The following is a 26,185-nucleotide window of genomic DNA, read 5'->3' as shown; positions in this document are numbered from 1 at the left end:
CAATGCATTAAGAGCATTGCTTTTTTATTAAACTATATAAAGCCTTAGCGGTAATAAAGTCATACCCACGACCACGCCTCAACGCGATTAATACCTTATGTCACTACCGCGACTCAACGTTTAGTGGTATCCATTACGGTTATTGAATTCCTAACTCAGTATCGTCATTACGCGATTGAAGCTCGCTTTTTCTTAACAAAGTGAGACAGCCTTGTGACTCGTTTATGTAACCGCGCCCACTAAACTCCACATCTTACGAGCGACACATGGACTCGGTTCAGATAGCTGAGAACTGACAATCATGCTGTTGGTCAATATAATCGCTCAGTATAAAAACCGTTTAGAACCTTATTCATGCCGGATAAATAAGCATAAAAAAAGCAGCGCTCGAGGCGCTGCTTTTTCATCATCAACGTAGGTAGAATACCTTATACCGTTAACTCTCTTCTGTCATCGGGTTAGGAACATTGCCTTTCTTTGGCAGCGACAAACTTAACAAAATAAAACCGACGATCGCCGCTATCGTCGAGCCCATCAAAATACCTAATCTCGCATAAGTATCGTAATGAGAGAGTTCACTACCGAATGCCAAAGACGCGATGAAGATCGACATTGTAAAACCAATACCACAGAGTACCGATACGGCAAAGATTTGTGTCATATTCACACCTTTCGGTAATTGAGCAATACCGGATTTCACAGAAATCCAACTAAAGGTGAAAATACCTAATGGTTTACCAATGAACAGAGCTAATGCCACACCGAATGGTAACGTTGACAGCAAGCCATCAATCGACACCCCTTTTAGTGAAATCCCCGCATTAGCGAAAGCAAATAACGGTAAGATGGCAAATGACACATAAGGGTGTAACGCATGTTCTAGACGTCCTAACGGGCTGTGTGACTCTTCGGTTTTTCCTTTTAATGGAATAGCAAAACCAATCACTACCCCCGCTAGCGTGGCATGGACACCAGATTTAAGCACTGCAATCCATAAAATCGCACCAATAATTAAATAAGCGGTGATACTAGTGACACGTTTCGCATTCATGATAAACAATGCGGTTGTCGCGAGAAATCCTACGCCCAACGCAATTGTTGATAAATCACTACTGTAAAACAACGCGATAATTATGATGACACCCAAATCATCAATAATCGCCAATGCTAATAGGAATACTTTTAAGCTCACTGGCACTCGCGGCCCCAATAACGCCATAATACCTAATGCAAACGCAATATCCGTCGCTGCAGGGATTGCCCAGCCTTGTATTGCTTGAGAGTCTTGATAGTTAAACGCCACATAAATTAATGCAGGTGCTAACATACCGCCGACAGCGGCAATGGCAGGAAAAAGTGCGGTTTCTTTCGATTTAAGCGCACCGTCTAAAAGCTCTCGCTTTACTTCCAGTCCAATCAATAAGAAAAATATCGCCATTAAACCATCATTAATCCAGTGAGCAACAGAAAGCCCTAAGATATAGTGATGCAATGCTCCATCATAGACATCGTACAACGGAGAATTTGCGACTATCATAGCGACGATAGCAGCAATAACGAGTAAAACACCGCCAGATGATTCCGTTTTAAAAAACTTGGTTAACAGCGCAGTCATTCAATTATCCTTATAATTGTATTCAAGATAACAACTTATCACACAGTGTAGCGCTAACCCATGTTTCTGAATAATCGCTTGTAATGAACAAACCCATCGGAAAAACCGAAATATCAGAAGGATAGCCACGTAAATACTGATACTTAGAGTATAGTTCAAAACATGTAATATTCGATGAGTCTTAGCAAAGAAAGTGTCGTATTAATAACCTGTTAACTGCATAAATCCAGTTGCAGCGTGCGAGCCACTCACATTGATGGGCCCCGCCCAATTGGGCAGTAGTAAAGGTGACCAATCGTTTCGGTTAACGGCTGTCACCGTAAAGTCCATATCATAGTTAGGTAACACCACGTGCCACTGATAAGGAATATGGTGCGATTGACCACTGACTCCCATTAAGGTTGGGGTCATTTGAATATCTTGCGCAGTTAAATTGACACTCTCACCACTATTAAACGTTAAGACACCTTTCACCTGAGGGGCTTGGTCAAACTCACGAAAACGCGTAATAGATAATGTTGTGCCTGATACCAGGTGGATAACGATCCAATCTCTACCTGTCTGTGGCTGTCCAAGTAAATGATTACCCCAGCGTTTCCCCAACCAAGCTTGTCCAGAGACTGGGATAGCTTCTGCTTGATTAGGCAATATGATACGGCCTTCTATCGCCACTTTGGGGATCTGCCATCCGACTAACGAAGACTCCCCTAATGGTTGCTTGGGCGTTTCTTTACCCCACGTTTCTAACCCCTGATGCCCAGGAAGTACCACATCAGACATCGAGGTAAGCGATAATTGCATACCCCATTGATTCGTCATTACCTCTAACTGCCCAGGTAAAGGCGATGCATTATCACCGCTAAAATGCCAAGCATCTATCCATAAATCGAATGGCGACACTTGTAAGCCTGCTTGCCCAGAACCACTGCGAGCAATCCGCTGGGCATACCAGTGATGATAACGATCAGACACGGTAACTTGAGCTAAATATAATTGGGGGTGCTCACCGGTATCGTGAGCTAAGCGAATGTATTGCCAATGAATACCATAGCGGTGCCCCGCCTCTGTGGTCACATTTGCTGCCAGAGTCCACCACTCGTGTTGATAATTATTATGGAAACGCAAACCATCCGGTAGTGTCACATCTTGTCGTTTAGAAATCGGCGGATAATCTTGATCACTACTCGTTGTGAAGCTATACCCACGGTGTTGGTTATGTGACGGTGATAATGGGTGCGTTTCGTTATGGCTCATAAACAAGTGATAGGCAATGCCACTCATTAACACCAATAAGATAACGATAGCAATAATACTGACTCTTCGGCTTACCATTATACCGCATCCCTAAATGACGTCATTGGTGAGCGTCTAACTAAACGCAGTACTGGTAACGCACCTGCAATTAAGAGTGCGAGCATAGAAAGCAGCGAGGTTTGTAGGTATTTTTCTGGAATCATTTGCACATCCATCGTCCAACCAAACGAATCTTTAATAAATACATTCATCATTAATTGCGATGACCAAATGCCTAATGGGATCGCAATCGCGACGGCAATCGCCCAAAATACCAAGAGTTGTAATGCGCCCATACAGACTAATTCTTTCGCAGAGACGCCCAGCACTCTGAGTAATGCCACATGTCGCTTGCGAGAAAACTCTCCGGCAACGGTCGCAAAGAAGATACCAAATACCGCGATAAGCATGGTGATATTGCCTAATGTATCAGTAATTAAAAATGTCCTATCAAACATTTTCATCGCCTGATTATGTAAATAGGCATTACTGTGTACACGCTCAACATCAAATAAGAAACGCTCGTTTAACCGTGATTTTAACCCTGCCGCATCATGTTGTCGGTCATGGGTTAATACCGCTAAAGCAACACGCCCCTGCTCAGCAAATGCGGATAACCAATGGTATTGAGACACCATAATTTGTCCGTAAGGGTTACCATAATCATAATACACGCCAGAAATAAGCCAATGCTTGCCCATGGGAGGCGGTAAATCGATAAATTGTCCCGGTCGTAAATGATGTTTTAATGCTAACGTTTCGCTAATCATCACCGAGCGAGATGCGTGTAAAAAATACCAATAATGAGGGACCGCTAATTTTACTGTCAACGCATCGCGTTCACGCGGCGAATTGCCGGTACTAACGATTTGCAACGTCCCTTTATTTGACGACACATCTTTTTCCCAGCGCCACCACACCGCACTGACTTCCGGCTGCTCTTCTAGCCAGTGGCTAACAACGGCCGCTTTATCACTGCTCGGGTATAAATATAAATCTGCGGCCAAGCGTTCATCTAACCATTTGTCCGTGGTGATTCGAAAACTCCCAACCATGGTTTCAACACCAATATTAGCCGCCATCGCGATAATAAACGCCATAGTCGCAATGCCGCGAAAGCTCATACTGGCCGCGGCATCTGCAAAAAACCACCGTGCTTTTACCCAAGGTAAACGAAAGGATAAAATATCAAACGTTTTCCAAATAATATAAGGCGTTAGCAACGCAACACTGAGTAAGATCAAGCCAATTAAAATAAAGCTTTGTGTCTGAGTCGTCGGCAATTGATTAACGAATACGGCCGCAATAATGAGTAACAAAGCCAATATGGCTTGTATCGTAAACTCTCGCCCAGCAAAACGAATTAATGATAATTTCGCCGTCAAACGTATTGGCGGAGATTTCAATAATCGGATTAATGGCCACGCACAAGAAAGAAAAGCCCCCACCGTTGCCATGACTAAGGTATAAAAACTCCACCCCCAATCCCAATGTACCGATAACCCGACATTGGCGGCATATAAATCACGTAAGCTTTGTGAGACTGATGGGATCAATTGATTGGCTAGCATCAAACCAAACACATTACCACATAACCAACTCACCAATATTAAACCGACTAACTCAATGCTGATTGCTTGCGCAAGCTGGATATGAGAGACCCCAGCTTGACGTAACAACCCCACCAGCGGTTGACGTTGAATCATCGAGAGCGACATGGCTTGATAAAAAATAAATAACCCAACCAGAAATGACAACATCCCCATCGCGGTCAGATTGAGATGAAACGCATGGGTCAAACGTTGTAACTCAGGTTTCGCGGTGCGTACCACAACCAAATCATCGGGTAATTGTTGTTGCAAGTTATGCAGTTGGTGAGATGTCATATCGCCACAAGCAATGACTCCCAACCCTGAATCATGCTTTAAGGCACGCACAACCGATAAGTCAGCAATGGCATGGGTGCCTTTTACTTGCCCTTGGTGATCAATCATAATCGGGCCAATCACAGCGCCATTATCTAACGCGACATCTTGGCCTTGTTGCCATTTCTGTCGTTTTGCTAAATCGGCACTCACCATCACGGGATATGGCGGATACATCAACGCCAATGTATTGGCTTTTTTAATCGTCAGTTGGCTGTCCAGCGGCAACATCGCCGTCGGATCAATGCCCATTAACGTCAACTCTTGACCATTCGCCGTGGTCATCGGGTAACTATCTAATGGCACACATTGAGAGAAACCGGCACGACGTAACTGAACATACACCTGCTGTGGTACGCGTTCAGCCATGCGCTTAGGACGAATACGGTAAGACAATGGCGTTGAGAATAACTTCTCACCGCTTTGATACGATTGCAGAGCATAATGATTGATCGCCGTAACACCGGATAGCAAAGACACCCCGAGCGTCAACCCTAGCCATACAAGAATTAACTGGGTTGGATAGCGACGATAATGACCAAGTAGCGCTTTAACTACGGGCCACAACATGCAAATGCCCTCCTTGCAATTTGATGCAACCATCCATATGTTGCGCAACTTTCTTACTGTGAGTCACCAATAATAACGTGCAAGATACTTCACGCGCTAAATTCGTTAATAAACGCATGACCGCTTCTGCATTACGTTCATCCAAACTGCCTGTCGGCTCATCGGCCAGTAAAATACTTGGCTCCATATACAACGCACGCGCAATCGCTGCGCGCTGTTGCTGCCCGCCCGACATTTCTTCAGGATACCGGCCAAGCAATGGCATCAGATCTAGAGATGAGAGGATTTGACGCCATAAACCAGGATCTTGAGGCAGACCTTTTAACTGACGACAAAACCGAATATTATCCGCGACATTCAAGGTTGGCAATAAATTAAACTGCTGAAAAATATGACCAATATTACGCCGACGATAGAGGGTCCTTTGTCGCTCACTAATATTGTGCATAGGAAAATCGTCAAACCAAATTTCCCCACTATCTACAACATCCAACCCAGAGATCAGATTCAGTAAGGTACTTTTACCAGAACCGCTTTCTCCCATCAGTGCAAGCTGATCACCACGATGAACGGTTAACTTTGCGCCTTGCAGCACAGGGTGAAATTCTCCGCCCTCTTTATAGCCTTTAGATAAGTCAACCAGTTGTAACATCCTTTCTCTCACCGTGATTATTTTGGAAATGAGAATCTACACGAAAACCCTACTATGAGAAAGCGTTTTACTGCGCTCCAACCGCTAAGTCGCCCCGACCTTATGATTGTCGTCGAACAATACCGCGTCATGATCTTCACAGTTCACCGTTCGTGCCCATCCTACTAAGCGAGTGCTTAAATGAACACTCGCATTCTAGGGCACATATTTAATCGTAAAGCCCTAGTTTTTGTGTGATTATGGTAACATAATTAATTATTGAATGTGCAATGATAGATAACTAATAAGATCATATATTTAGCAAGTAAATTCGCCGCTCTTTTTGCCTCACCGTTGCTGGATACATTCGCCAACTTAGATTAAGCCAAAAGTGCGTGCACATCGCTTTCTCGCGCTCGGTTAAGGATGACTCATGAAGCAAATTATCGTTCTTGGTGCCTCAGGCTATATTGGCTCTCAGCTTGTGCCATTATTGCTCTCCCAAGGCCATCATGTGACGGCTGCCGCTCGGCACCGCGAAACATTAGAAAAACGCTTTACCGACCATCCAAATCTATCACTAATCGCCTTAGATTTAGCTGATGATGCCGCGGTACATGCCTGTATTCCCGACTTTGATACCGTATTCTTCCTTGTTCATGGTATGTCTCATGGCGATCACTTTATCGACTATGAATTATCTCTTGCTCAGAATGTCTGTAATGCCCTGCGACATAGCCATGTACAGCATGTAATTTACCTTAGCGCTCTCCAGCCCAAACACGGTACATCAGCCCATGTGGACGCGCGTCGCCAAACAGGGGTAATACTCAGAAACAGTGGGGTTCCAATCAGTGAGCTACGTGCCGGTATCATTATCGGCCCAGGGTCGGCGGCTTTTGAAATCATGCGTGATTTTGTTTATAACCTGCCTATTCTGATTACGCCCAAATGGGTAGATGCGAAAGCAAATCCGATTGCGCTCGATAATCTCAATCACTATTTACTGGCACTGGTACTCGATCCGCCTAATGATCATCAAACTTTCGACGTCGGTGGGCCCAGTATTGTCAGTTACCGAGAACAGTTTAAGATCTTATGTCATTTAACGGGTAAGCCCTATCGCTTATGGTCTACCGCCTTACTCTCCCCCAACATGGCTTCCCATTGGCTCTCTGTTATCACCTCTGTTCCGGCCCCGATTGGAAAAGCGTTACTCGGCGGCTTAGAGCACGATTTTATTGCCCATGCTACGCCCATCTCCATGCGCTACCCACAACGTTTGCTTACCTATACCGAGGCATCCTCGGCCGCTATCGCGCAAGATGGCGAGTTTATTCGCCGTAAAGTTTGGGGGTACGATCCTGTCGCGATTAATCGCTGGCAACCAGGATTTGGGTATTACCCTAAACAAGCTGGCGCCTCTCTCTCTACGCAAGTATCTGCTGAAGCGCTCTGGCAAATAATTCAACAAACGGGCAGTCGGCAGCAGGGCTATTTTTACGCGAATCCATTATGGCGATTACGAGAGTGGTTAGATATTTTCGTTGGGGCGGGACGCCCAATCAGGCGCAGTCCACCAGGGCCAGAATTACAGGTGGGGGATTATATTGACTCTTGGAAAGTGATCCGGTGCCAGCCTAAACAGTTTTTATCACTATTATTTGGGCTACGCGCGCCAGGGTTAGGTCGTCTAGAATTTACGATTAGAGAAGAAAATGAGCAGCGAAAATTAGACATTCGTGCTTGGTGGCACCCTAAAGGATGTCGTGGCTTATTATATTGGTTTGCTATGATGCCTGCACACGTCTTTATTTTTCGCGGTATGGTAAGAGTCATTGAGAAAAAAGCACGTGCATTAGACAATGAGCAATGCTGATCCTCAATAAACGAGTCTCAGCATTGCCCTTACCACATTACGCTTGGAAACTTAACGGAATTTCAGCCAGCTGTAAGCCTTGGTTACCAGGGAATATTTGATATTCTCCATGATATTTAACCACAGATTTATAATCGGTTTGTTTGTGCAAAACAAAGCCCGCATTAGAGGCTAATTCAATAAACGCTTGGTGATTCCCGCGGACAAACCAGCTCATTGGACGAACAAGCACTTCGCCATCAAAACAGCTATCACATTGATCCGCACACAAGGCTAACGAGTTTTGCCCATCGGTATAAATTTGGACTTTACGCTGCCCAACAATCGGCTCTGACGTGGATACTTCCCACCCTAGCCCTTCCATCTCATCCAAAAAGGCTTCGATTTTTTGGTCGGTAATGGTCACAGGTTGAGCGTAACACTGAGCATAATACGCCGCGATCCGACGAAACGTCGGCAATAAATGTGAATCATTGCCTTGCGAACGTCCGGCTTTTTGCCAGCGCACTAAATCGTCACGGACACAGCGGTCAAAACGCTGACTTTTAAGCGCTTTTGTTACCCAACGTACCAAAAAGTGGTTATTGGCCACCGGTGCGTCAACCAACTTACCTGCCGCGTGCTCCGCGTCCAATTCGGCTAATGCCGAGTTCACCACATTTTGAATTTCTAAATAATAATCAGTCATTATGCATTTCTTCCAAACAGCCAATAAAGTCCACCAGAGAGGAGCGAACATCCGGCCATAACCACAATCATCGGCCATTGTACGCCATCAGGCAGCGCGGCGACTAAGGTTCCCACTAAAGAACCAATACCAAACCGTAATGTGCCCGCCATTGAAGAAGCCGTTCCCGCCATGTGGGGATAACCACTGAGTAACAGCCCCATCGAATTACTGCCGATGGTCGAAATCGTACCAATAAACATGACGACAAAAGGCACCATCCCCCACAAACCGAGGTTAAGCCACCAGCCAACGAACAGACCCGTTCCAGCCAGTAATTGCACCACTAACCCAAAACGCAGCATGGCATGCGAGCCGACTTTTTTAACCAAACGACCATTAATAATGGTAAAAATGATCAACGCTACAATATTTAAACCAAATAAATAACCGAACTCATTCGGCGTTACATGGAATAAATCAATATAAACAAACGATCCTGCCGTTAAAAACGCAAACATACCAGAAAAAGAGAAGGCTCCAGATAAAATCAATCCCATGGCCTGAGGATTGGTGAGCAAAGTTTTATAGTGGCGTAGCGTATTCATTAAATGAACAGGTTGACGGTTTTCCGCTTTCAATGTTTCAGGAATCTTCCATAACACCAAAGCAATAACCAGCAATGAAAAAAGGGTTAATACCCAAAACACCGCGCGCCAGCCGTACCATACGGCCAAGTGCCCACCTATCATTGGCGCCAGCAATGGCGCGAGCGTCACAACTAAGGTCACAAATGACATCGCACGCGCAAAATCTTCACGATCAAACATGTCGCGCACCACAGCCTGAATCACTACCGCCGCTGCCGCACCAGCAAAACCTTGCGCCGCACGCACCCATGTCAGCTCAATCACGCTTTCAGCAGTAGCGCAAGTCATGGCAGCAAGAGCAAATAAAATGGTGCCAATAATCATGACCGGACGACGTCCGTAACTATCGGCCAATGGCCCATGAATTAACTGACCAAGAGCAAAGCCTGCGGTATAGACAGTCAATGTCACCTGCACCGCGCCTGATGTCACGCCAAAATCTTTCGCGATGTCTGGCATTGCCGGTAAATACATATCAATCGCCAACGGCGTTAATGCACCGATGGAGCCCAGGACAATAAACATGAGAAGTCCGATATGAGACTGGGAATTTGATGTTGTTGAATTCATAAATCTCCAAAAAAATGAAGTGGTGCGAACACACCACTTCATGCTAATCGTTGATGAGCAGTGCTATCGCTATCTCCATCAGAAAACGGCAACACTGGTATCGTTAAGGCTTAACGCCACACCGAGTTTACTTCGTCCTCGGTTAAGAAACGGTAATCACCCGGTTCTAAATCGTCATCAAGTATAATCGCACCAACACGCTCACGATGCAGACCGACAACCTTGTTACCCAATGCCGCAAACATACGCTTCACTTGGTGGTATTTACCTTCATGAATTGTCAGCAACACTTGCGTTTCATCTACCACCTCTAATTTTGCAGGTAAGGTTTTGTCACGCTCATTACGTAATTCAATACCATCAGCAAATTGCTGCTCGTAATCCGTTTGCACCGGATCGGCAAGCCATACGCGGTATGTTTTCTCACACTTATGCTTAGGTGATGTCACCCGATGTGACCATTGACCGTCATCAGTAATCAATACCAACCCCGTTGTATCGGCATCTAAACGGCCAGCAAAGTGTAAATCTTTCATGTTTGCTTCTTCTAACAACACAAAAGCCGTATCGTTATAATCGTCGACATGTGTACACACAAACCCTTGCGGTTTATTTAGCATAATGTAACGAGGTCCCGACAAGACAAGTTCACGCTCGTCCCACTGCACGGTACATTCATCGGTCACATGGACGGCTCCTTTTTTTAGAACAGAACCATTGACCTTGATATCACCACTTTTTAGAAGCATGGTGGCTTCTTTACGTGTCACGCCTAACGCATCACACAAAAATTTATCTAAACGCATGCATACCTCATCTGCTTTAAGTCAGGTATTATACCTATCCTAATTCAATTAGTTGAGCCATTTCACAGAATTTATTTCAATCATGTATCAATTACGCCCCTATCAAAGTGACTCGGTCAAAGCCGTGATCCATTATTTTCGCCATCATACGACACCAGCGGTGATTGTATTGCCAACCGGTGCCGGTAAGAGTTTAGTGATCGCCGAGCTCGCAAGGCTAGCGAAAGGGCGAGTTTTAGTACTCACCCATGTCAAAGAACTCGTGGAACAAAATCACGCCAAATATGAGAGTTACGATCTCAAAGCGGCGATTTTCTCCGCCGGTTTAGGGCGAAAAGAAACCGATGAGAAAGTTGTGTTTGCCTCGGTGCAATCGATGGTTAATGATCTCGACGCCTTTCGCGAACAATTTTCCTTATTGGTCATCGATGAATGCCATCGCGTTCCTGACAATGAAAATAGCGCGTATCGTAAAGCCATTGCGCACCTACAAACCGTGAACCCGAACATCAAAGTGCTCGGGCTCACCGCCACCCCTTACCGTTTAGATATGGGCTGGATTTACCGCTATCACACGCGCGGCCAAGTGCGAACCGAGCAGCCGCGTTTTTTTCATGATTGTATTTTCGAGTTACCGATTCGTTATCTATTAGACGAAGGATTTCTCACGCCCGCTCGCATCTTAGATATGGCAGTATTAGGGTATGATTTCTCATCCATACGCCCCTCTGCCAATGGTTACTACAAACAAGACGATTTAAACTCGGTCTTAAAAGAATCCCAGCGTGCAACCCCAGCCATTATTGAGCAAGTCATGGATTACGCCCAAGACAGAAAAGGGGTGATGATTTTTGCCTCAACCGTTGATCATGCCAAAGAAATTCTGGGCTATTTACCTGAGCACGAATCGGCGCTGGTCATTGGTGATACGACGGCTGATGACCGTGACGATATTATTGAACGCTTTAAACAACAACAATTAAAATACTTAGTCAATGTCTCCGTGCTCACTACCGGCTTTGATGCCCCTCATGTGGATCTAATTGCGATTTTACGCCCAACAGAATCGATCAGTTTATATCAACAAATTGTCGGACGAGGCTTGCGTTTATCTCCCGGAAAAAGCGAGTGTCTCGTCCTTGAATACGCCGGTAACCATTACGATTTATTTCAACCAGAAGTGGGCGAACCGCCACCAGATTCAGACAGTGAGATTGTCACTATCCCCTGTCCTGCTTGCGGATTTAACAATAACTTTTGGGGCAAGCTCGATGCGAATGGCTTTCTGATTGAACATTTCGGACGCCGCTGTCAGGGCTACTTTGAAGACGAAGAGACGGGTGAAAAAGAAGAATGTGGCTATCGTTTTCGCGCTAAATTCTGCGGGGAATGTGGCGCCGACAATGATATTGCAGCTCGTCGCTGCCACGCTTGTGAAGCGGTATTAGTCGACCCTGATAAAAAATTACGCGAAGCCTTAAAACTCAAAGATGCCATGATCATCAATTGTGTGGACCAACGTATGGAAGCGGGGAAAAACCAATACGGTAAGCCCCAACTGAAAGTCATTTATCAAAGCGATCAAGATGCCGAAATCAGTGAAGTGTGGCCACTGAGCAATAAAACGCAAAAAAACAACTTTTTACAACGCTTTGTTAACCCACAATTAGTGGATAGACATCGGCCATTTACCGATACTGCACCGACAAAGATTGTCCAGCAGGAGCATCGGTTTCGTCCACCAGAAATCATTATTGCCCATAAAAAGGGGCGCTTCTGGACCATTCGCGATAAACTGTTTGAACGACCGACAGATGAAACCCTATTATTAGCAGACAACGGATAAATTCAGCTCTGATTCATATTCACCACGCTATGCTAGGCATTCATGCTAATACTGGTGTGTGTCATCAGTGTCGGTTGTCACTAGACAGGCAGACATTGACCACCAGCGACTAAGAAGGTGCTCTCTATGCGGATGAAACATTTGAAAATGTGCTTATTGCCAACAATACTCATCGGGTTACCATTATCTGCATGGGCCAATGACCATTTTCCCTCACCCGCACTGGATCTCTATGATGCACCGAATGGGACACAAGTTGAAATCAGCGAAGATCAACAAAAAGTCTATCAAGCCGTCAAAGATGGGGACATTCACCCCTTTTCTGCTTTGTATGCCAAAGTGGATCAACAATTACATGGGCGAGTGATTAAAGTCGAACTCAATAAAAACAACCAACAATGGGTGTACGAACTTAAGCTTGTTTATCAAAATAGCGTGTATAACGTGAGTTATAATGCCCAGTCATTGCATATGAGCGCCATACGCGGACGTAATGTAATGGCTCTCATCAAATAAAACACAGTGGAAAATCATGAAAATACTCGTTGTAGAAGACGATGTTCGCCTAGGCCAACAAATCATTGAAACCTTAGAAAGCCACGATTGGGTCCCTGAGCTCTCACAAGATGGTGTGGATGCCCTTTACCGAGCAACATCGGAAGAATGGGACGTCATTGTTCTCGATCTCGGATTACCGAAACTCGACGGTCTCACCGTATTAAAAAGTATGCGTGATGAAAACATTAACACCCCGGTTGTGGTATTAAGTGCCCGAGATAACCTGACCCAGCGAGTTGAAGGGCTCAATGCCGGAGCCGATGACTATTTAACCAAACCTTTTGAAGTAGTTGAACTGATTGCCCGCATCCGTGCTCAGTTACGCCGCGCTTCAGGTAACGCCTCCCCTATTTTACAAGTGGGCGATCTCAGCTTAGATACGCGCAGCTCTAAAGTTATGTGGCAAGGTACCCCCGTCAGTTTGACCGCCCTTGAATACAAAGTCATTGCCTACTTTATGCATAACGCCGATAAAGTCATCTCGCGTACCGAGCTAGTTGAACACATTTATAAACAAGATTTCGATCGTGACTCTAACACCATCGAAGTGTTTATTGGGCGCATTCGACGCAAAATAGCGCCTAACATTATCAAAACAGTCCGTGGCTTAGGTTATCAACTGCATGCAGAATAAACATACGGACGGCGCGAAAAAACAACTCAGCCTGAAAAGTCGTTTTTTATGGGCCGCCACGCTTTGGGTTAGTATTATGGTAGTCGCGGCGGGATATTTAATTCCCTCATTAGTCAAAAACTACCTCGTCGAAAGTACGCAAGAGCAAATGCGTTTAGCGTTAGATGAAATTACCGCCAACCTTCGGACCGATCCAAAAGGCCACCTACTGCTTCCGACTCGGCTATCCGATCCTCGTTATAGCCAACCTTATAGCGGCTATTACTGGAGCGCATCGCTAGACAAGGATCAATTACGTTCGCGCTCGCTATGGGATAAAACCCTGCACACCGATGACTCTGATCTCAAACCCGTCGTGAAAGGCGCACGCAATGAACCGTTACTGACACTCAGCCGGACCATTTACTTGCCCAATGTTTCCCATGGTATTCATATCACCGTTGGCATCGACCAAGCCCCAATGCAAAGCACAATACAGCAAATTATGGGACAACTGTGGACCATTCTTGGGCTGCTTTTTTTCGGCATCTTACTCTTTATTAGTATTCAAGTATCTTGGTCGTTACTGCCATTAAAACGTATGCAACGAGAATTAGCCGCATTACGCAACGGCGATCAATCGTGTTTGAATAATCGCTATCCACAAGAGGTCTCTCCTTTAGCGGATGATTTAAACGCACTACTTTTTCATTACCAAGAGCTATTAGAACGCGCCAGAAATCAATCGGGTAATTTGTCTCATGCGCTCAAAACACCGCTTTCCGTCCTCAAGAATGACGTTGCTCAATTAAGTCCAGCGGATCGCGAGCGTCTCTCTGAACCGCTCGCCCAAATTCAATCACAAATTGATTACCACCTCGGGCGTGCCCGTATGGCAGGATCGAGTAATATTTTATCGGTCAAAACCGATCCGAGTGAGCGCATTGATGCTATCGCCATGGCGTTTGATAAAGTCTACGCCGAGCGTGACATTACCTTAGTCAATGAGCTGGACTCGGATCTACACATTGCCGTTGAAGGTTCTGATTTTGATGAAATGATCGGTAATCTACTCGAAAACGCGTATAAGTGGTCAACCTCGTTAATTCGTGTGTATACCGAGCTTGAGCAAGATGGCTGGGTTAACTTATGCATCGAAGATAATGGTACAGGCATCGCCCCCGAGTTAATGAATCAAGCGCTACAGCGCGGCGTCCGCCTTGATGAAACCACTCCTGGCACTGGGCTGGGCTTAAATATTGTCAGCGAAATGGCACACAGTTATCGCGGTAAGCTGATTTTAGAGCGCGGCAGCCTTGGTGGGCTCAAAGCCAGTTTACGTGTCAAGATTGCTGCATCGAATACATCGCTTGGTTGATTCCGCCCTCTTTATACGGAGCTATACCCAATAAAAAACCTCGAACACTGGCAGGTGTTCGAGGTTTATTCGCGTTACGTCATCACGTTTTGTGGACACCCCATCAAGGATAGGTCGATGGTAAGAGAGGACTCATCTCTTAGCCTATCGGTGAAAACACCGCGAATTTGGTACTAGCGAGACTGCTCACGATAATGCCCAAATGGATATGGGATCTCTTGGTTATGCATCTCACCTAAAATCAAACGGCGTACATTGGCGCGCAGATACAAAGCGCCCGTCGATAAATAGCCATCTTGTACTAAACGCCTCGGATCGAACTCAAACGCAATATAGTGTGAAAGCATTCTATAGCGCGATGTTTTGGCGGCGCGTTTTACGTAATCACAATCCTCACACAACTCAATCTCTTCATCAAAACCACCAATCTTTTGGTGCACGGTTTTTGTTGAGAACAAACACGCCCCTACCGCGGTTGGAAAAAAGAACTGGCTCAAGAATAAGCCTGCATTAAACACACCGTAACCGGCTTTGAATTTCAGCGGCGCTTTCTGTACATTACGGTACACACCGGCCACATCTAATTGGCGTTGATTAATATCCTTCATGGCCTGTGCAAGAAAGTTCGGCTCTAAACGCGTATCCGCATCCAGAAATAGCACTCGATCATGCTGCGCTAATTTGACACCCGTATTACGACCTAAGCTCACACCACGTGCACCCATGTTGTGCACACGTAAACTCGGTAAATGCGGCTCATAGGTTTTGGCAATTTTAACCGTTAAATCGTCACTGGCAGAATCAACGACAATCACCTCAAAGTTACGATAGTTCTGCACTACTAAATCACTTAATAAACGGCTGATACGTTTTTGCTCATTTAACGTGATAATCACAATACTTACTGGTTTCATACGGCTTATCCTTGTTGGTTGCGCCACGTTGATTATGAATCTAACAAAGCCCAACTGAACGAAGAATGAGGCCGTCATTCACATTCCATTCATAGTGATTAATCGAGATAATACGCTTTATGTTACTTAAAACTCAGTGCGTTATATTTTTCTATTGCCCTGTCATGTGACTAATGATAGTATCCGCGCTCGCTTAGTTGCAGTTTATCTTGCAACAGCGTTTTACCACGGAGTACAAGGTCGCATGTACACGTGAAGTTTTTTTACTATTTTGAGAGTAAATACTATGAAATTTGAAGCAGTAGTACGTACTGAACTAGGTAAAGGTGCGAGCCGCCGCCTACGTCTTGCTGGCAACTTCCCTGCTATCGTTTACGGTGGTGAAGCAGCTCCAGTAGCAATCTTTTTGAACCACGATGACGTTCTTAACCAAATGGACAAACCTGAATTCTACGAAACAATCACTCTAGTGATTGACGGCGCAGAAGTTAAGGTTAAGCCTCAAGACGTTCAACGTCACGCGTTCAAGCCAAAAGTTGAACACATGGACTTCATCCGCGTTTAATTCCCTTACCAGGAATTGTCGGATTATTTCCAGTCCTTTTGCATATAGTTGATGCTCAGTCTTACCAACTGACTATCACAGAAAATTCGAAACCCCGATGCTACCAACATCGGGGTTTCACCGTTTTAAGCACCTGAAAAACCTCTTGAACAGCCACTTCCTCTCCCAAAAGAACTCCCCTAGCCCCTCTTCTTTTCACAGCCTGTGCGGCGGTGAACAACATCACGAAAACCTATGTGGAAGATGTGACTTTCTAAGCCGCCTGTGCGGCGGTGAACTTTTTAGTAATACGATGTTTCTGGGCGTTGGATTTTCTAAGCCACCTGTGCGGCAGTGAACCACTACTAAACACAACAATTGCAACAACTGACTTTCTAAGCTGCCTGTGCGGCAGTGAACAAAGGCCAAGAACTTTACGAAATGCTTTTGAATTTCTAAGCTGCCTGTGCGGCAGTGAACAAATACAAACGCCTAACTATTTCTGAATTCAATTTCTAAGCTGCCTGTGCGGCAGTGAACAATGGGGCGACTATGCAAGCCGCTGCAAATGTTTTCTAAGCTGCCTGTGCGGCAGTGAACTAGAAAAATATAACAAAAAGATACGTAATAGCAAAGGATTAGACAGAAAAACCCTTTTTACCCCTTTTTTTGAGCTTATTCCTAAGTCATTGTTTTTATTGATACATGAACAATGGTAAAAATAAAGGGTCTGCCGACTGATTCAAGGGCAAACCCTAAATACTATATTGATGCGCAAGCGTCACCCCAACGCGCACCATTTATTTCGTGGTTCAGCCAAGCTCATTTAACGATTCAAACTCTTGATCAGTACACGGAATTACAAGTAACTGCTCTTTACTTTTTGAGACTTTAAGAAGGTCTTCACCGAATTGACGACTCTTCAAGCTAGCGATATCAAACTGCTGAGCATCACTCAACATACCAATATAGCTAAGCACTTCGGCGCGATTGAAGGCTTTTCTAGGCATGGGTGGGCATTTTATCTCTTTGCCACTTTCCGACCGAAGAACAACCGTAATATCATCATTTACATGATAGTCAGAGTCGAATTGTTTAAATTCATCATCAGTGCAGTGTATGGTAAGTTTCTCATTTCCCTTGCCTTGTTGTATTTCTAGGATACGTTTTCCGAACTCTTTCTTTTTCATATAATTCAATGAAAATCGCTCTGGTCCACCCAGCATGCCTAAATAACCCAATACCTCTTGACGACAAAAATCTTTACGGCTCATCGGGGGGCATTCTTTCGTTTCACCTTCCTTGGTTTTTAAGACAACCGTAATCACTTCGTCGTGAGCCAACAATTCCCGCAACTTTTTATCAATAAAGAGATAAACAACCCCAGCTGCTATCAAACTGGTTGAGACTGAAACGACAATGCTATGAAGAAACTCCCCTGTAATATACAAAACCGATTCATCATAAATGCCAATTTCATTGCCGCATATCCCTGCTAAAACAATCGCTAACAGCGGCACTATAAATATCACCAGCCAAAACAGCCATGTTCGCTTGAAATTCATTTTTCACCTCTTAACTGCTTTAACCGCTCTTTTCTTATCTCGTGATTTTTATTTTTCTTATTCTTCGGAATATAGCCTATATCATTTAAGCACTTGGCTAGCGAAAAACGATCTTCAACTGACCAAGTCTGAATAACATAGTCAATACGCTCCTCTAATTTTTGAATATATACTTCGCTCCCCTTGTTATGTTCATAATCGTTATTTAATTCGCTACACACTTGATCAACGGTTTTCGCATTTTCAGCCTGCTGTTGACGTTGGATTGCTTCCTGTTTCCGTTTCTCACGGACTTCAGGCGGCAACCGCTTTTCAGCTTCCTGTTGTAATTCATGGTAAAGCTTGTCATTAACGCGCATATAACCATAACCCGCCGCTGTTTTTGCGCCGATTCCGTTATCTTGTAGCGCTTGAACCAGCATCTTCTGGCATAGTTCGACGTGCTCGGGCGCTCCTTCCAGCACAAACAGAAAACTACCTTGTACAGCGAGAAGATGATTAGGAATGGGGCTATCTTTATCTGATGGTGGTAGATAGTTATTATCCTTATCCTTTTTACCGTTGTAATAATCTTGGTGGTGGGTGGTCACTACATCCAATACAAACGGCTTTGGTTCAGGTTTGGCTTTATCTTTGTCAAACGGAATCCACCACGCATCATGAAAGGTGACAAAACCAGACCCACGTTTAACATCATCGCTATTACGGGTACCAAAGAACTTGGCGATCTCCTGCTTGAGCTCTTCACCATCTAGATGCTGCTCCGCCCAAGCGCGCACCACGCCTTTTATGCTAGAACCGGGGATATAAGGCATGCCGTAGTTGTGGCTTAAACTGCACCCGGTTTCTAATGCACCGTTGCCGGTTAAGCCAATAAGCAAACGGTTTTCAAGTGTCATCACGGTTTGGCTAAAGCGATGCTCGTCGCTTGTAAGATCAAACCAACGATTAAAGGCTTTGGGATATAGTTCGCATGTAAAATCAACCAGCTCTTTTAAATGATTGGTTTTGGCGTTATCACCGTTTTCCCCTGTGGTTTCTTTTAACCCTTTTTGCAGCCATAAACCGGGGTTAATGGTTGTACTATTGTAGTCATTGAACAAGTCATTAATCGCTTCTCGACGCAGTTTAGTCATGACTGGCTCCTTCGGTATCACCCGTTGCACCACGCTTTAATACACCTTGCACATAACGGCGCAACCAGCCTGATATTTCTAACGCTTCGCGGGTGTAGCGCATAATTTCCTTGAGATCAGAGCCAATAATAGTTTTATGGAATGCATCTCTATCGTGAACACCGTCAAAATCGTTATCAACCTTCTTAAAAACAGCGAGTAGATGATCCAATAATTTTGCATGGGCATCTTCAGAAGCTTTTGAAAGTAAAAACCCTGTGGCTTGTGGTAACCCATTTTGTAAAATCATAGCTGGCAGTTTATGCGCAATTGTTGCGTAATTTTTATGAAGCTTTTCACGGCGCTTTTCCGAAGCTTCCTTTTCTGATTGCTCGACTTTGTCATCCTGTGGAAACATAATATCTTTTACAGCCACAACCTGCTGATAGGTGGTTTTTGCAATGATTTGATTTCGTGAAATCATGAGTCACTCTCCTGCATCACCATTTGTACTAAACCACTGCCGACGCCTGCATTACCGCCCATTTGCAGCAGAGTCTTGTCTTGTTCTTTGAATTGGCAAGCTTGTTTGTTCGCTTTTTCATGGATACTGTAGCTCCCCCATAACACACATTCAGCGGGCAGGTTTTCTTCCGTCCATAATGCGCCGTTATCCACTACACCAGTGTCTTGGTTCATACGAATGCGAGTTCGGACTTCGGTAGCCGTTTCTGCTAAATAGGCAAACACATCATCAGGCAAAATCACAAAATGCTGTTGGAAATCCACTTGCGCGGCTTCATCATCCGCATACACGACTTTCGATAAACACTTGGCCCATTCTTGCGCTTTACCACACTTAACCGCATCGATATCCAACTCTTCAAACACGACTTTATTCGAGGCGATGTTTTCACTGTCTTCGCCCACACAGGCTTTATCTTTGCTTTCAATTGGCAGATCTATGGCTATTCCTAGCGCCTTTTTATAGCGCTGCAAAATAAACGGGCACGTGGCATAGGCCACAATGCCATACAGGCTGCGTACGGGTAGCAATAGTAAATGCGCATCGGTAATGGAGAGTGCACCGGCAAAATTATCACTCGTTCCTTTCGCTGGGCGCCCGAACAGTACGCGTGTTAGTTCATTTTCTTCACCATCTGTCGATAAATGCGCGCGCAGCACGCCACGTAGGGTTGCCCCCGGCACAATCGGTAAATTGGTGGCTCGCTCGCGAATAATCGGTTGATCGACAATGCCAACCGATTGGCCTGAGCCACAATGCAGGATCGTTTGCGTAATAAGATGATAGGTATGAAATGACATAATATGGTCCTTATTTAATTCTTTGATTCGTTCCATGAATACGCCATGGGCAGCGTCAGGCCAAAGCCATTGAGATTATGTTGCTTGTCGTCACACAAGTGAGCCATCCACAGATTTTCTATCTCTTTTTCTGTGGCCGTACCTTCGACGATTTCAAACCAATAAGTTGCCCCTGCGGGGATCATCCGCTCGCTAGCACGAGGTTTATTACTGGCGAGATCCCAACCCGATTGGGGCTGCCAGCGGTCGACGGCAGCGGCTTTGAGTTCCAGTTGTAAGTGCTGACAGCCAGGCGGGGTGCCTTTATCAAGCCACGCTGGCCACCATCCGTTAGCAAAAATAGTTGGCGTAAGAAACGTCAGGGTTAACCCACGTGCATTAATGATCTCTTGGGCAAAATTTTCGGGCGGTTCAGGCCATACATCACAACCAGTCACTTCTGCCAAGCGTCGTTCGCCGCCTAAGTTCATTGCCGTGAGCGATACCTCACCCTGAATACCTGCCAAAATGCCCACTTGTTGCGAGGGAAAAACATCCTGTTCGTTTGGCTGCTGCCACATCGTTAACCCTGTGGTTTGAAAGATTTTCCCGTCAACCGAATTGCGCGTTTGATTGTCACGCTCCACATGTGTGCGAATATCTGGCTCGGTGGGTGTCCAACCATTCTTTTTTTTATCTGAAAATAATTCTAGCTTTTCGCCTTTTCGCCACTTTAATAGATCGATCAGCGACCACCATTTGGGCCCCCCAACAGGTTTACCTTGAATGTCTTGCGACAAGAACAAAGGGAGTAACTCCTTGGGTAAATCACAGCCTTCGTCTTTATTCGGCTTTGCCGGTTGCAGCCCAATCAAGGTGGACTTACCGTCCACCGCAAAGTACTGCGCATCCGCCGGTTTCGGGACGAGAATATGCTTTTGTTCAAGGGTATCGATTGATTGATCAACTGGCATTTTCACCGCTAGTGGGCCTGTCACTGGCACCTCAAGCAGCGCCTTAAGCTGTTCTTGATTATTCTTTCTATCATTAAAATCAATGCCAATGGTGCGGCCATGTAAGTTTCGCAACGCCCCCGCGATGGTGGACGGCGGCGGGAATTTTGCCGCTTCGGCATCAGAAATCGCTTCAAATGGGCGACTGGAGCGGATAATCAGCGGGTCGAGAGGGTTTAATACAAAATAGTTCATGACATGTCTTCCTTGCCTAAATCCGCCGTTGTCCGCGCGGATAACCAACGGGCAATCCGCAGCATATTCGCCAGCTCATCCAATGATTGAGCCTGCGCCTGCTCTCGTAGCTGCTGTTTTAATAAATCGACTTGCTTTTTAAAAGTGAGCTTTTCATCTTTTGGTCGCTTGTCTTCTGGATCGGTTTTCTCCAGTTGCTCTTTCGAATATTGATGCGCAAAGGATGCACGAGTGAGCATACGTTCCATTTCACTCAGACGAATGCCCGCGCCCGTTTCTTCATCCACTTTGTCTTTATCCTGTGTCCACTTAAGGTTCTGGGACATGGCTAAAACATCTTGCATAATGCGAGTCGGTAATAAACCGTTGCTAAATCCAGCCACAAATTGATTCAAGGTGCTTATCGTCGCCTTATCATCCCAACGACAACGCCATGCAATTTCATGGCCCGAGCGAATGCCTAATTGGATTGCCAGCGCGTTGCGCGGTTTTTCCAGTCCATTGCCTTTGGCCAACTTCTCCGCTTGAATCGCGCGATGGCGCAGTTGGCGCATCGGTTGCACAAAGTGTCCTACTGCCAATCCCACGGATAAGGTTGGACACTCCGCACCAAGCGGCTTTGCTAGCGCTTTCATTGATTGCTTAAATAGATCGGCCAGCTCTTTTGCACAGACCAAAGCCGTATTAAGCGGCAGGAACGCGAGCACATCATCGCCGCCCGTGTAAATGGCATGACCGCCATGTTCACGCACCACACTTCGTACCTTGGTAGCAAATTGATGCAAGGCTTTAGAAATGGCTCTTGAATGTTTTGTTTCTTGCGCCTCTGAAAGTAGCTCACCCATACGGTCGCCATCGGCTTTGAGTAACACCCCATAAGGCACTGGTGAGCCTGACTCGTTGCCAATAGTAGATAAACAGTTAAGCAGCGCCTTTTTTGTCTCTTTGGCTTTGTCTAGATCTTTATCCAGGCCTTTCTCTTGTTCAATACGGCTGGGAAACAGGTATTCACCATCAAACGGGAAATCTTCATATTTATCCTCATTACCTGTAACGCGCGTCGCAAGCTTCACCTCGTCAACTAATGGCTGGTAACACTTTTTAAGTTTATCCAGTTGTTCAGAACTTAGAGACTGTAACCAAGGCTCCGCCACCACCCGCGAAAACGGGGTAAATTGCTCAAAATGCCCGGCTTTACGCTTGATAAGCCCTAAAATGTCCAACTCTTCGCGTTCACTCAATCCCAGCTGCTGCCGCTGTTCTTTATTGCTACGCACTTTATTGGTTAGCGTATTGTTGGCCCCATCCAGTGTCGATTTAAATAAGCCACTCTGCGTATCTTGAATCGGGCTAAAATCTTTGGTTTGTTTGCGCGCTGCAAGCAGCTTACCTAAGCGTTTGGAGGCGTCGCCATACTTGTGTGGTTCAAGCTTTACCCATGCCGCATAAGTTTCGAGAATATCGTGCTTTTGCTGCTCAAACCGTGGCCAGTCCACACTAAAGCCTTTCAGCTTGTTCTCGCGAACTTGATTTATGATGGCATCTAAGCGGGCTTTTGCCGCGTGTTTCGCATCATCAACAATACGACGTACCTGCTCAGGATTGTCGGCGTGAATCACCGCGCGAATAACATTGGCGATATTGGCTTCGATAACAGCCTCAGGATCTGAAGAATCAGGGTCTTGTGGTTGTAAATCAACATCTGGGCTTGGGAAAACTAAACACTTATTCTGTGCTTCGTGTAGCGACAGCGCTACCGCCCGCGAGACTTCAGACAACAACCACGAACCACACCACAAATCTTGGCTACGCCGCCCCGCTTCGATCAAACTTTGCACAGGGCCAATGCTGATGGCCACTAAATACTCCATGATTACTGTCCTTTTTCAAAATAGTCGAGGAAGGCGGAAAGGGGGTCATTACGTCGTCCTTCCATAGGCTTATCTTTTCCTGCAAGTAAACGCTGCTGCTCTGGCGAGAACGACCAATTCATTGGCTCATTTTTAACATTACTAGGTTTAGGCGACAGCTCTAACCGCTGATGTAAAGCCTTTTGCCAATCTGGTAGCAGTAATGCAGCTGACTCCCAATATTTACCATTGTAATACGGACATAAGACTAAAGGACTAGCCATACGCTCTTTGTCTTTATCTGCCACTTTTAGTGTATGATCATCTGGCTCTCGCCCTGGGCCACTATCCTGCTGAAAATGGAAAATAATTGGTAAGCCGAAAGAAGCCCGAGGAAAAAAGTTAGTTTTTGGATCACTGGGAGAGTGTTTTTTACTATGACTCTCTGCTAGGTTCCTAACAGAGTTAGCTTCCGGCCATCTACTCTGCCCTGCTGGTGATTTTGAATCAGGTTTAGGTGGATTTCGTCCAACATTTTTAGCTTGACGAAAATCTCTTAACTTATCGCAGCCATACCGCCAACAAACCACGGCATGAGCATCCGTCTCTGGCTTTCCATTTCGAGTCACTAATTCTAAGACACCACCTTTTTCTTCAACTTCACCTCGGGTTACTGGGATAATTCCATCGCCAGTCACCTTAACAGCGCCTAGACCGCGACGTGTTCGGCTGCCAACGCCACCAAAGCTAGACCACCAGCGTATGGATTCCTTCACCTCATTTATCTGCTCAGATATTAAAGCGCCTTCTGTATGCGTTTTAAAATTAAGCTGTAATTCAAAAAATAACCCCGTTTTGGCGATTTTATGGGGCAACTCTTCAATAGCAGTTTTATCTTTGCTTAACTTTCCTTGGGCAGAAAAAAGTGCATAAGCATGGCCCAACTCAGGATGAGGCTTCGGAACACTTTTAAATTTATTACGATCTTTATGGTGTCGTTCATATTCAAACGCTGCGACTTCACCTTTGCAATCGACATTCGATACCCGAATCTCCACCTGACTAACAGTCGCTCCATCATCACCAATCCCGCCCCAAATCGCGGTTTCTCTATCAAACATTTCTTTAGGGCTATTAAATGGGCCACAAGCAATCCGCCACCAAAAGCGCAGCTGTCCGCGAATCGAGCTAGCGCGAATCGGCATGTCCTTATCCACTTCGCCAGCCTTCACGCCACCACCATACATGGGTGTAACAAGCGTGCAGTTATAGGTTTGCCAAGTTTTGGTCGGGGTCGTCTTAAGTGCCTCTTGGAGTGATTCAAAATCCTGATTAGTTTTTCTTCGCATGAGCAATCCTTACTATCAACGCTGCTCAACCATAGTAATCGATTGAATTGAAATAAAAAGAGCCTGAACGGCGTTTTTAGACCCAGTGCATCAATATACATAATAAACCGACATATCTGAGTAAATTCAGACATCTAAAGACAGCAGATACCATAATCCTTCTAACAGCCTCGCAACCACGAAACTGTCAGTTATCTAAGCCGCCTGTGCGGCGGTGAACAATCAAGAAATCAAGAATTACTCAGAGATAACTTTCTAAGCCGCCTGTACGGCGGTGAACTATTCAACACAGAAAGCGCAGTACACGTCCGCTTTCTAAGCCGCCTGTGCGGCGGTGAACTGCCAACACTTAACGAACTATTGAAACAAGCATTTCTAAGCCGCCTGTGCGGCGGTGAACAACGTCAAAAAAGCAACCTGCAAGACTTAACTTTTCTAAGCCGCCTGTGCGGCGGTGAACTTTAACGCGATGGAGACGGGCGAAATCATCAATTTCTAAGCCGCCTGTGCGGCGGTGAACATAGAAGCTATCATTATATCCGGCAACGAATCTTTCTAAGCCGCCTGTGCGGCGGTGAACTCCCGCCGCTGATGTTGATAGTGTGATTTTGCTTTCTAAGCCGCCTGTGCGGCGGTGAACTAGATGAAACTAGCACTATCTTTATGATTTTTAAAGAGCTTTAGGTAGTTCATGGTAAAATACCCTTTTTTTCGCCAGTTATCACCAAGCCCGTCACAGCGGGCTTGGTGAGTGGTCAGAAAAAAAAGGGTTAAAACTTAGGAACCGCTGTCGTTGCGCTTAAACCATATTTAGAAAAGTTTATCTCGGCTATGTTTGGCGCGGATACCATCGTCTGTTTAATAAATAGTGGAAATTGTCGCCCTCCCGTCGATTGGCTTTTAATCCGCACAAAGGGCAAATCGGAGTGTTCCACCACACTGTCCGGAATGCGCGCAACGGCCTGCTCGTAGCTCAAACCATGGCGCTTCATCGCACGGCGACGTAACCGCTCTGGGTTACTTTGTACGTGTACACGCTGCACCAACCAATGCTCTTGCGTCTCAGGTACCGGTAAAATATCCGACACTTGAGTAAAATCACTCAGCCCTTTACGCCACGGCTGGTGTTCTAATTGCTCTAAACGCGGTTTTGCAGCATGAAGTCGTAACCGTTTACCCAATGACTTATTGGTCGCGTCAGGAAAGCTTACCCCAATATCATGGTCAGACGCCTCAACCAATGCGCGATGTAACTTGCTAAACAGCGCGTTCATCAATATGGGCGCGGTAAATTCGGGATCTTCTAAAATTTTTATGTCTTGATAATAATCCAT

Annotated in this window: 22 protein-coding genes and 2 CRISPR repeat arrays; of the genes, 6 read left to right on the top strand and 16 right to left on the bottom strand. The window is 45.5% G+C overall.

Annotation, left to right across the window (positions count from 1 at the left end; all coding sequences use genetic code 11):
• Positions 1-436: 436 nt before the first annotated feature.
• From nhaA to OCU30_RS05810, 4 genes are all read right to left on the bottom strand, one after another.
• On the bottom strand, positions 437-1,615 hold the full coding sequence (gene nhaA / locus OCU30_RS05825) for a Na+/H+ antiporter NhaA (RefSeq protein ID WP_077313128.1): 1,179 nt from the start codon (positions 1,613-1,615) through the stop codon (positions 437-439).
• A gap of 201 nt (positions 1,616-1,816) precedes the next feature.
• Positions 1,817-2,947: a lipocalin-like domain-containing protein gene (locus OCU30_RS05820; RefSeq protein ID WP_077313130.1), complete on the bottom strand. Its 1,131-nt coding sequence runs from the start codon at positions 2,945-2,947 to the stop codon at positions 1,817-1,819.
• Entirely contained in the window at positions 2,947-5,403 is a 2,457-nt protein-coding gene (locus tag OCU30_RS05815; protein ID WP_077313132.1) for an ABC transporter permease, read from the bottom strand. The genes OCU30_RS05820 and OCU30_RS05815 overlap by 1 nt, the downstream gene beginning before the upstream one ends.
• On the bottom strand, positions 5,384-6,055 hold the full coding sequence (locus OCU30_RS05810) for an ABC transporter ATP-binding protein (RefSeq protein WP_077313134.1): 672 nt from the start codon (positions 6,053-6,055) through the stop codon (positions 5,384-5,386). Before OCU30_RS05810 ends, OCU30_RS05815 begins: the two co-directional genes overlap by 20 nt.
• Before the next feature lie 412 nt (positions 6,056-6,467).
• Here OCU30_RS05810 and OCU30_RS05805 point away from each other — a divergent pair, with 412 nt between their 5' ends.
• Positions 6,468-7,913 carry a DUF2867 domain-containing protein gene (locus tag OCU30_RS05805; protein WP_077313137.1) on the top strand — a complete coding sequence of 482 codons (1,446 nt, stop codon included), beginning with the start codon at positions 6,468-6,470 and terminating at the stop codon, positions 7,911-7,913.
• A gap of 37 nt (positions 7,914-7,950) precedes the next feature.
• Here the strand turns inward: OCU30_RS05805 and OCU30_RS05800 are convergent, their stop codons facing one another.
• From OCU30_RS05800 to rsuA, 3 genes are all read right to left on the bottom strand, one after another.
• Entirely contained in the window at positions 7,951-8,601 is a 651-nt protein-coding gene (locus tag OCU30_RS05800) for a DUF2913 family protein (RefSeq protein WP_077313139.1), read from the bottom strand.
• Positions 8,601-9,800: a Bcr/CflA family multidrug efflux MFS transporter gene (locus OCU30_RS05795; RefSeq protein WP_077313141.1), complete on the bottom strand. Its 1,200-nt coding sequence runs from the start codon at positions 9,798-9,800 to the stop codon at positions 8,601-8,603. The genes OCU30_RS05800 and OCU30_RS05795 overlap by 1 nt, the downstream gene beginning before the upstream one ends.
• A 110-nt stretch (positions 9,801-9,910) precedes the next feature.
• Positions 9,911-10,606: a 16S rRNA pseudouridine(516) synthase RsuA gene (gene rsuA / locus OCU30_RS05790; RefSeq protein ID WP_077313144.1), complete on the bottom strand. Its 696-nt coding sequence runs from the start codon at positions 10,604-10,606 to the stop codon at positions 9,911-9,913.
• A gap of 82 nt (positions 10,607-10,688) precedes the next feature.
• On the opposite strand from rsuA, the gene radD reads away from it, so the two are divergent.
• From radD to OCU30_RS05770, 4 genes are all read left to right on the top strand, one after another.
• Positions 10,689-12,452, top strand: a complete 1,764-nt coding sequence (gene radD / locus OCU30_RS05785; protein ID WP_077313146.1) for a DNA repair helicase RadD — start codon at positions 10,689-10,691, stop codon at positions 12,450-12,452.
• Positions 12,453-12,578: 126 nt separating this feature from the next.
• Complete coding sequence (locus OCU30_RS05780; RefSeq protein ID WP_235861827.1) at positions 12,579-12,968, top strand: PepSY domain-containing protein; 390 nt, start codon at positions 12,579-12,581, stop codon at positions 12,966-12,968.
• Positions 12,969-12,984: 16 nt separating this feature from the next.
• Positions 12,985-13,644, top strand: coding sequence for a response regulator transcription factor (locus OCU30_RS05775; protein ID WP_077313149.1), 660 nt, complete (start codon positions 12,985-12,987; stop codon positions 13,642-13,644).
• The gene (locus tag OCU30_RS05770; RefSeq protein WP_077313151.1) at positions 13,634-15,001 is read left to right on the top strand and encodes an ATP-binding protein; all 1,368 of its coding nucleotides are present in this window, start codon (positions 13,634-13,636) and stop codon (positions 14,999-15,001) included. Before OCU30_RS05775 ends, OCU30_RS05770 begins: the two co-directional genes overlap by 11 nt.
• A gap of 173 nt (positions 15,002-15,174) precedes the next feature.
• On the opposite strand, the gene OCU30_RS05765 is transcribed toward OCU30_RS05770, so the two are convergent.
• A complete protein-coding gene (locus tag OCU30_RS05765; protein ID WP_077313153.1) occupies positions 15,175-15,915 on the bottom strand; it encodes a glycosyltransferase family 2 protein in 741 nt (246 codons plus the stop codon).
• A 286-nt stretch (positions 15,916-16,201) separates the two neighbouring features.
• Between OCU30_RS05765 and rplY the strand changes: the two genes are divergently transcribed.
• Entirely contained in the window at positions 16,202-16,480 is a 279-nt protein-coding gene (gene rplY, locus OCU30_RS05760; protein ID WP_077313155.1) for a 50S ribosomal protein L25, read from the top strand.
• Between the two features lie 250 nt (positions 16,481-16,730).
• A CRISPR array of direct repeats spans positions 16,731-17,059; the repeat unit is 28 nt; unit sequence TTTCTAAGCTGCCTGTGCGGCAGTGAAC.
• Between the two features lie 212 nt (positions 17,060-17,271).
• On the opposite strand, the gene OCU30_RS05755 is transcribed toward rplY, so the two are convergent.
• From OCU30_RS05755 to cas6f, 8 genes are all read right to left on the bottom strand, one after another.
• On the bottom strand, positions 17,272-18,024 hold the full coding sequence (locus tag OCU30_RS05755) for an MATE family efflux transporter (protein ID WP_205408775.1): 753 nt from the start codon (positions 18,022-18,024) through the stop codon (positions 17,272-17,274).
• The gene (gene cmr6, locus OCU30_RS05750) at positions 18,021-19,160 is read right to left on the bottom strand and encodes a type III-B CRISPR module RAMP protein Cmr6 (protein ID WP_077313158.1); all 1,140 of its coding nucleotides are present in this window, start codon (positions 19,158-19,160) and stop codon (positions 18,021-18,023) included. The genes OCU30_RS05755 and cmr6 overlap by 4 nt, the downstream gene beginning before the upstream one ends.
• Complete coding sequence (gene cmr5, locus OCU30_RS05745) at positions 19,153-19,623, bottom strand: type III-B CRISPR module-associated protein Cmr5 (protein WP_077313160.1); 471 nt, start codon at positions 19,621-19,623, stop codon at positions 19,153-19,155. Before cmr5 ends, cmr6 begins: the two co-directional genes overlap by 8 nt.
• Positions 19,620-20,465, bottom strand: coding sequence for a type III-B CRISPR module RAMP protein Cmr4 (gene cmr4 / locus OCU30_RS05740; protein WP_077313686.1), 846 nt, complete (start codon positions 20,463-20,465; stop codon positions 19,620-19,622). Before cmr4 ends, cmr5 begins: the two co-directional genes overlap by 4 nt.
• Positions 20,466-20,479: 14 nt before the next feature.
• Positions 20,480-21,652, bottom strand: a complete 1,173-nt coding sequence (locus OCU30_RS05735; RefSeq protein WP_077313162.1) for a type III-B CRISPR module-associated protein Cmr3 — start codon at positions 21,650-21,652, stop codon at positions 20,480-20,482.
• Positions 21,649-23,523, bottom strand: coding sequence for a type III-B CRISPR-associated protein Cas10/Cmr2 (gene cas10 / locus OCU30_RS05730; protein ID WP_077313164.1), 1,875 nt, complete (start codon positions 23,521-23,523; stop codon positions 21,649-21,651). Before cas10 ends, OCU30_RS05735 begins: the two co-directional genes overlap by 4 nt.
• A 2-nt stretch (positions 23,524-23,525) precedes the next feature.
• Positions 23,526-24,851: a type III-B CRISPR module RAMP protein Cmr1 gene (gene cmr1, locus OCU30_RS05725; RefSeq protein ID WP_077313165.1), complete on the bottom strand. Its 1,326-nt coding sequence runs from the start codon at positions 24,849-24,851 to the stop codon at positions 23,526-23,528.
• A gap of 192 nt (positions 24,852-25,043) precedes the next feature.
• A CRISPR array of direct repeats spans positions 25,044-25,491; the repeat unit is 28 nt; unit sequence TTTCTAAGCCGCCTGTGCGGCGGTGAAC.
• A gap of 130 nt (positions 25,492-25,621) precedes the next feature.
• Complete coding sequence (cas6f, locus tag OCU30_RS05720) at positions 25,622-26,185, bottom strand: type I-F CRISPR-associated endoribonuclease Cas6/Csy4 (RefSeq protein ID WP_077313167.1); 564 nt, start codon at positions 26,183-26,185, stop codon at positions 25,622-25,624.

It is taken from the genome of Vibrio palustris, assembly GCF_024346995.1.
Taxonomy (GTDB): Bacteria; Pseudomonadota; Gammaproteobacteria; order Enterobacterales; family Vibrionaceae; genus Vibrio; species Vibrio palustris.
This window is presented reverse-complemented; position numbering and strand designations above follow the sequence as displayed.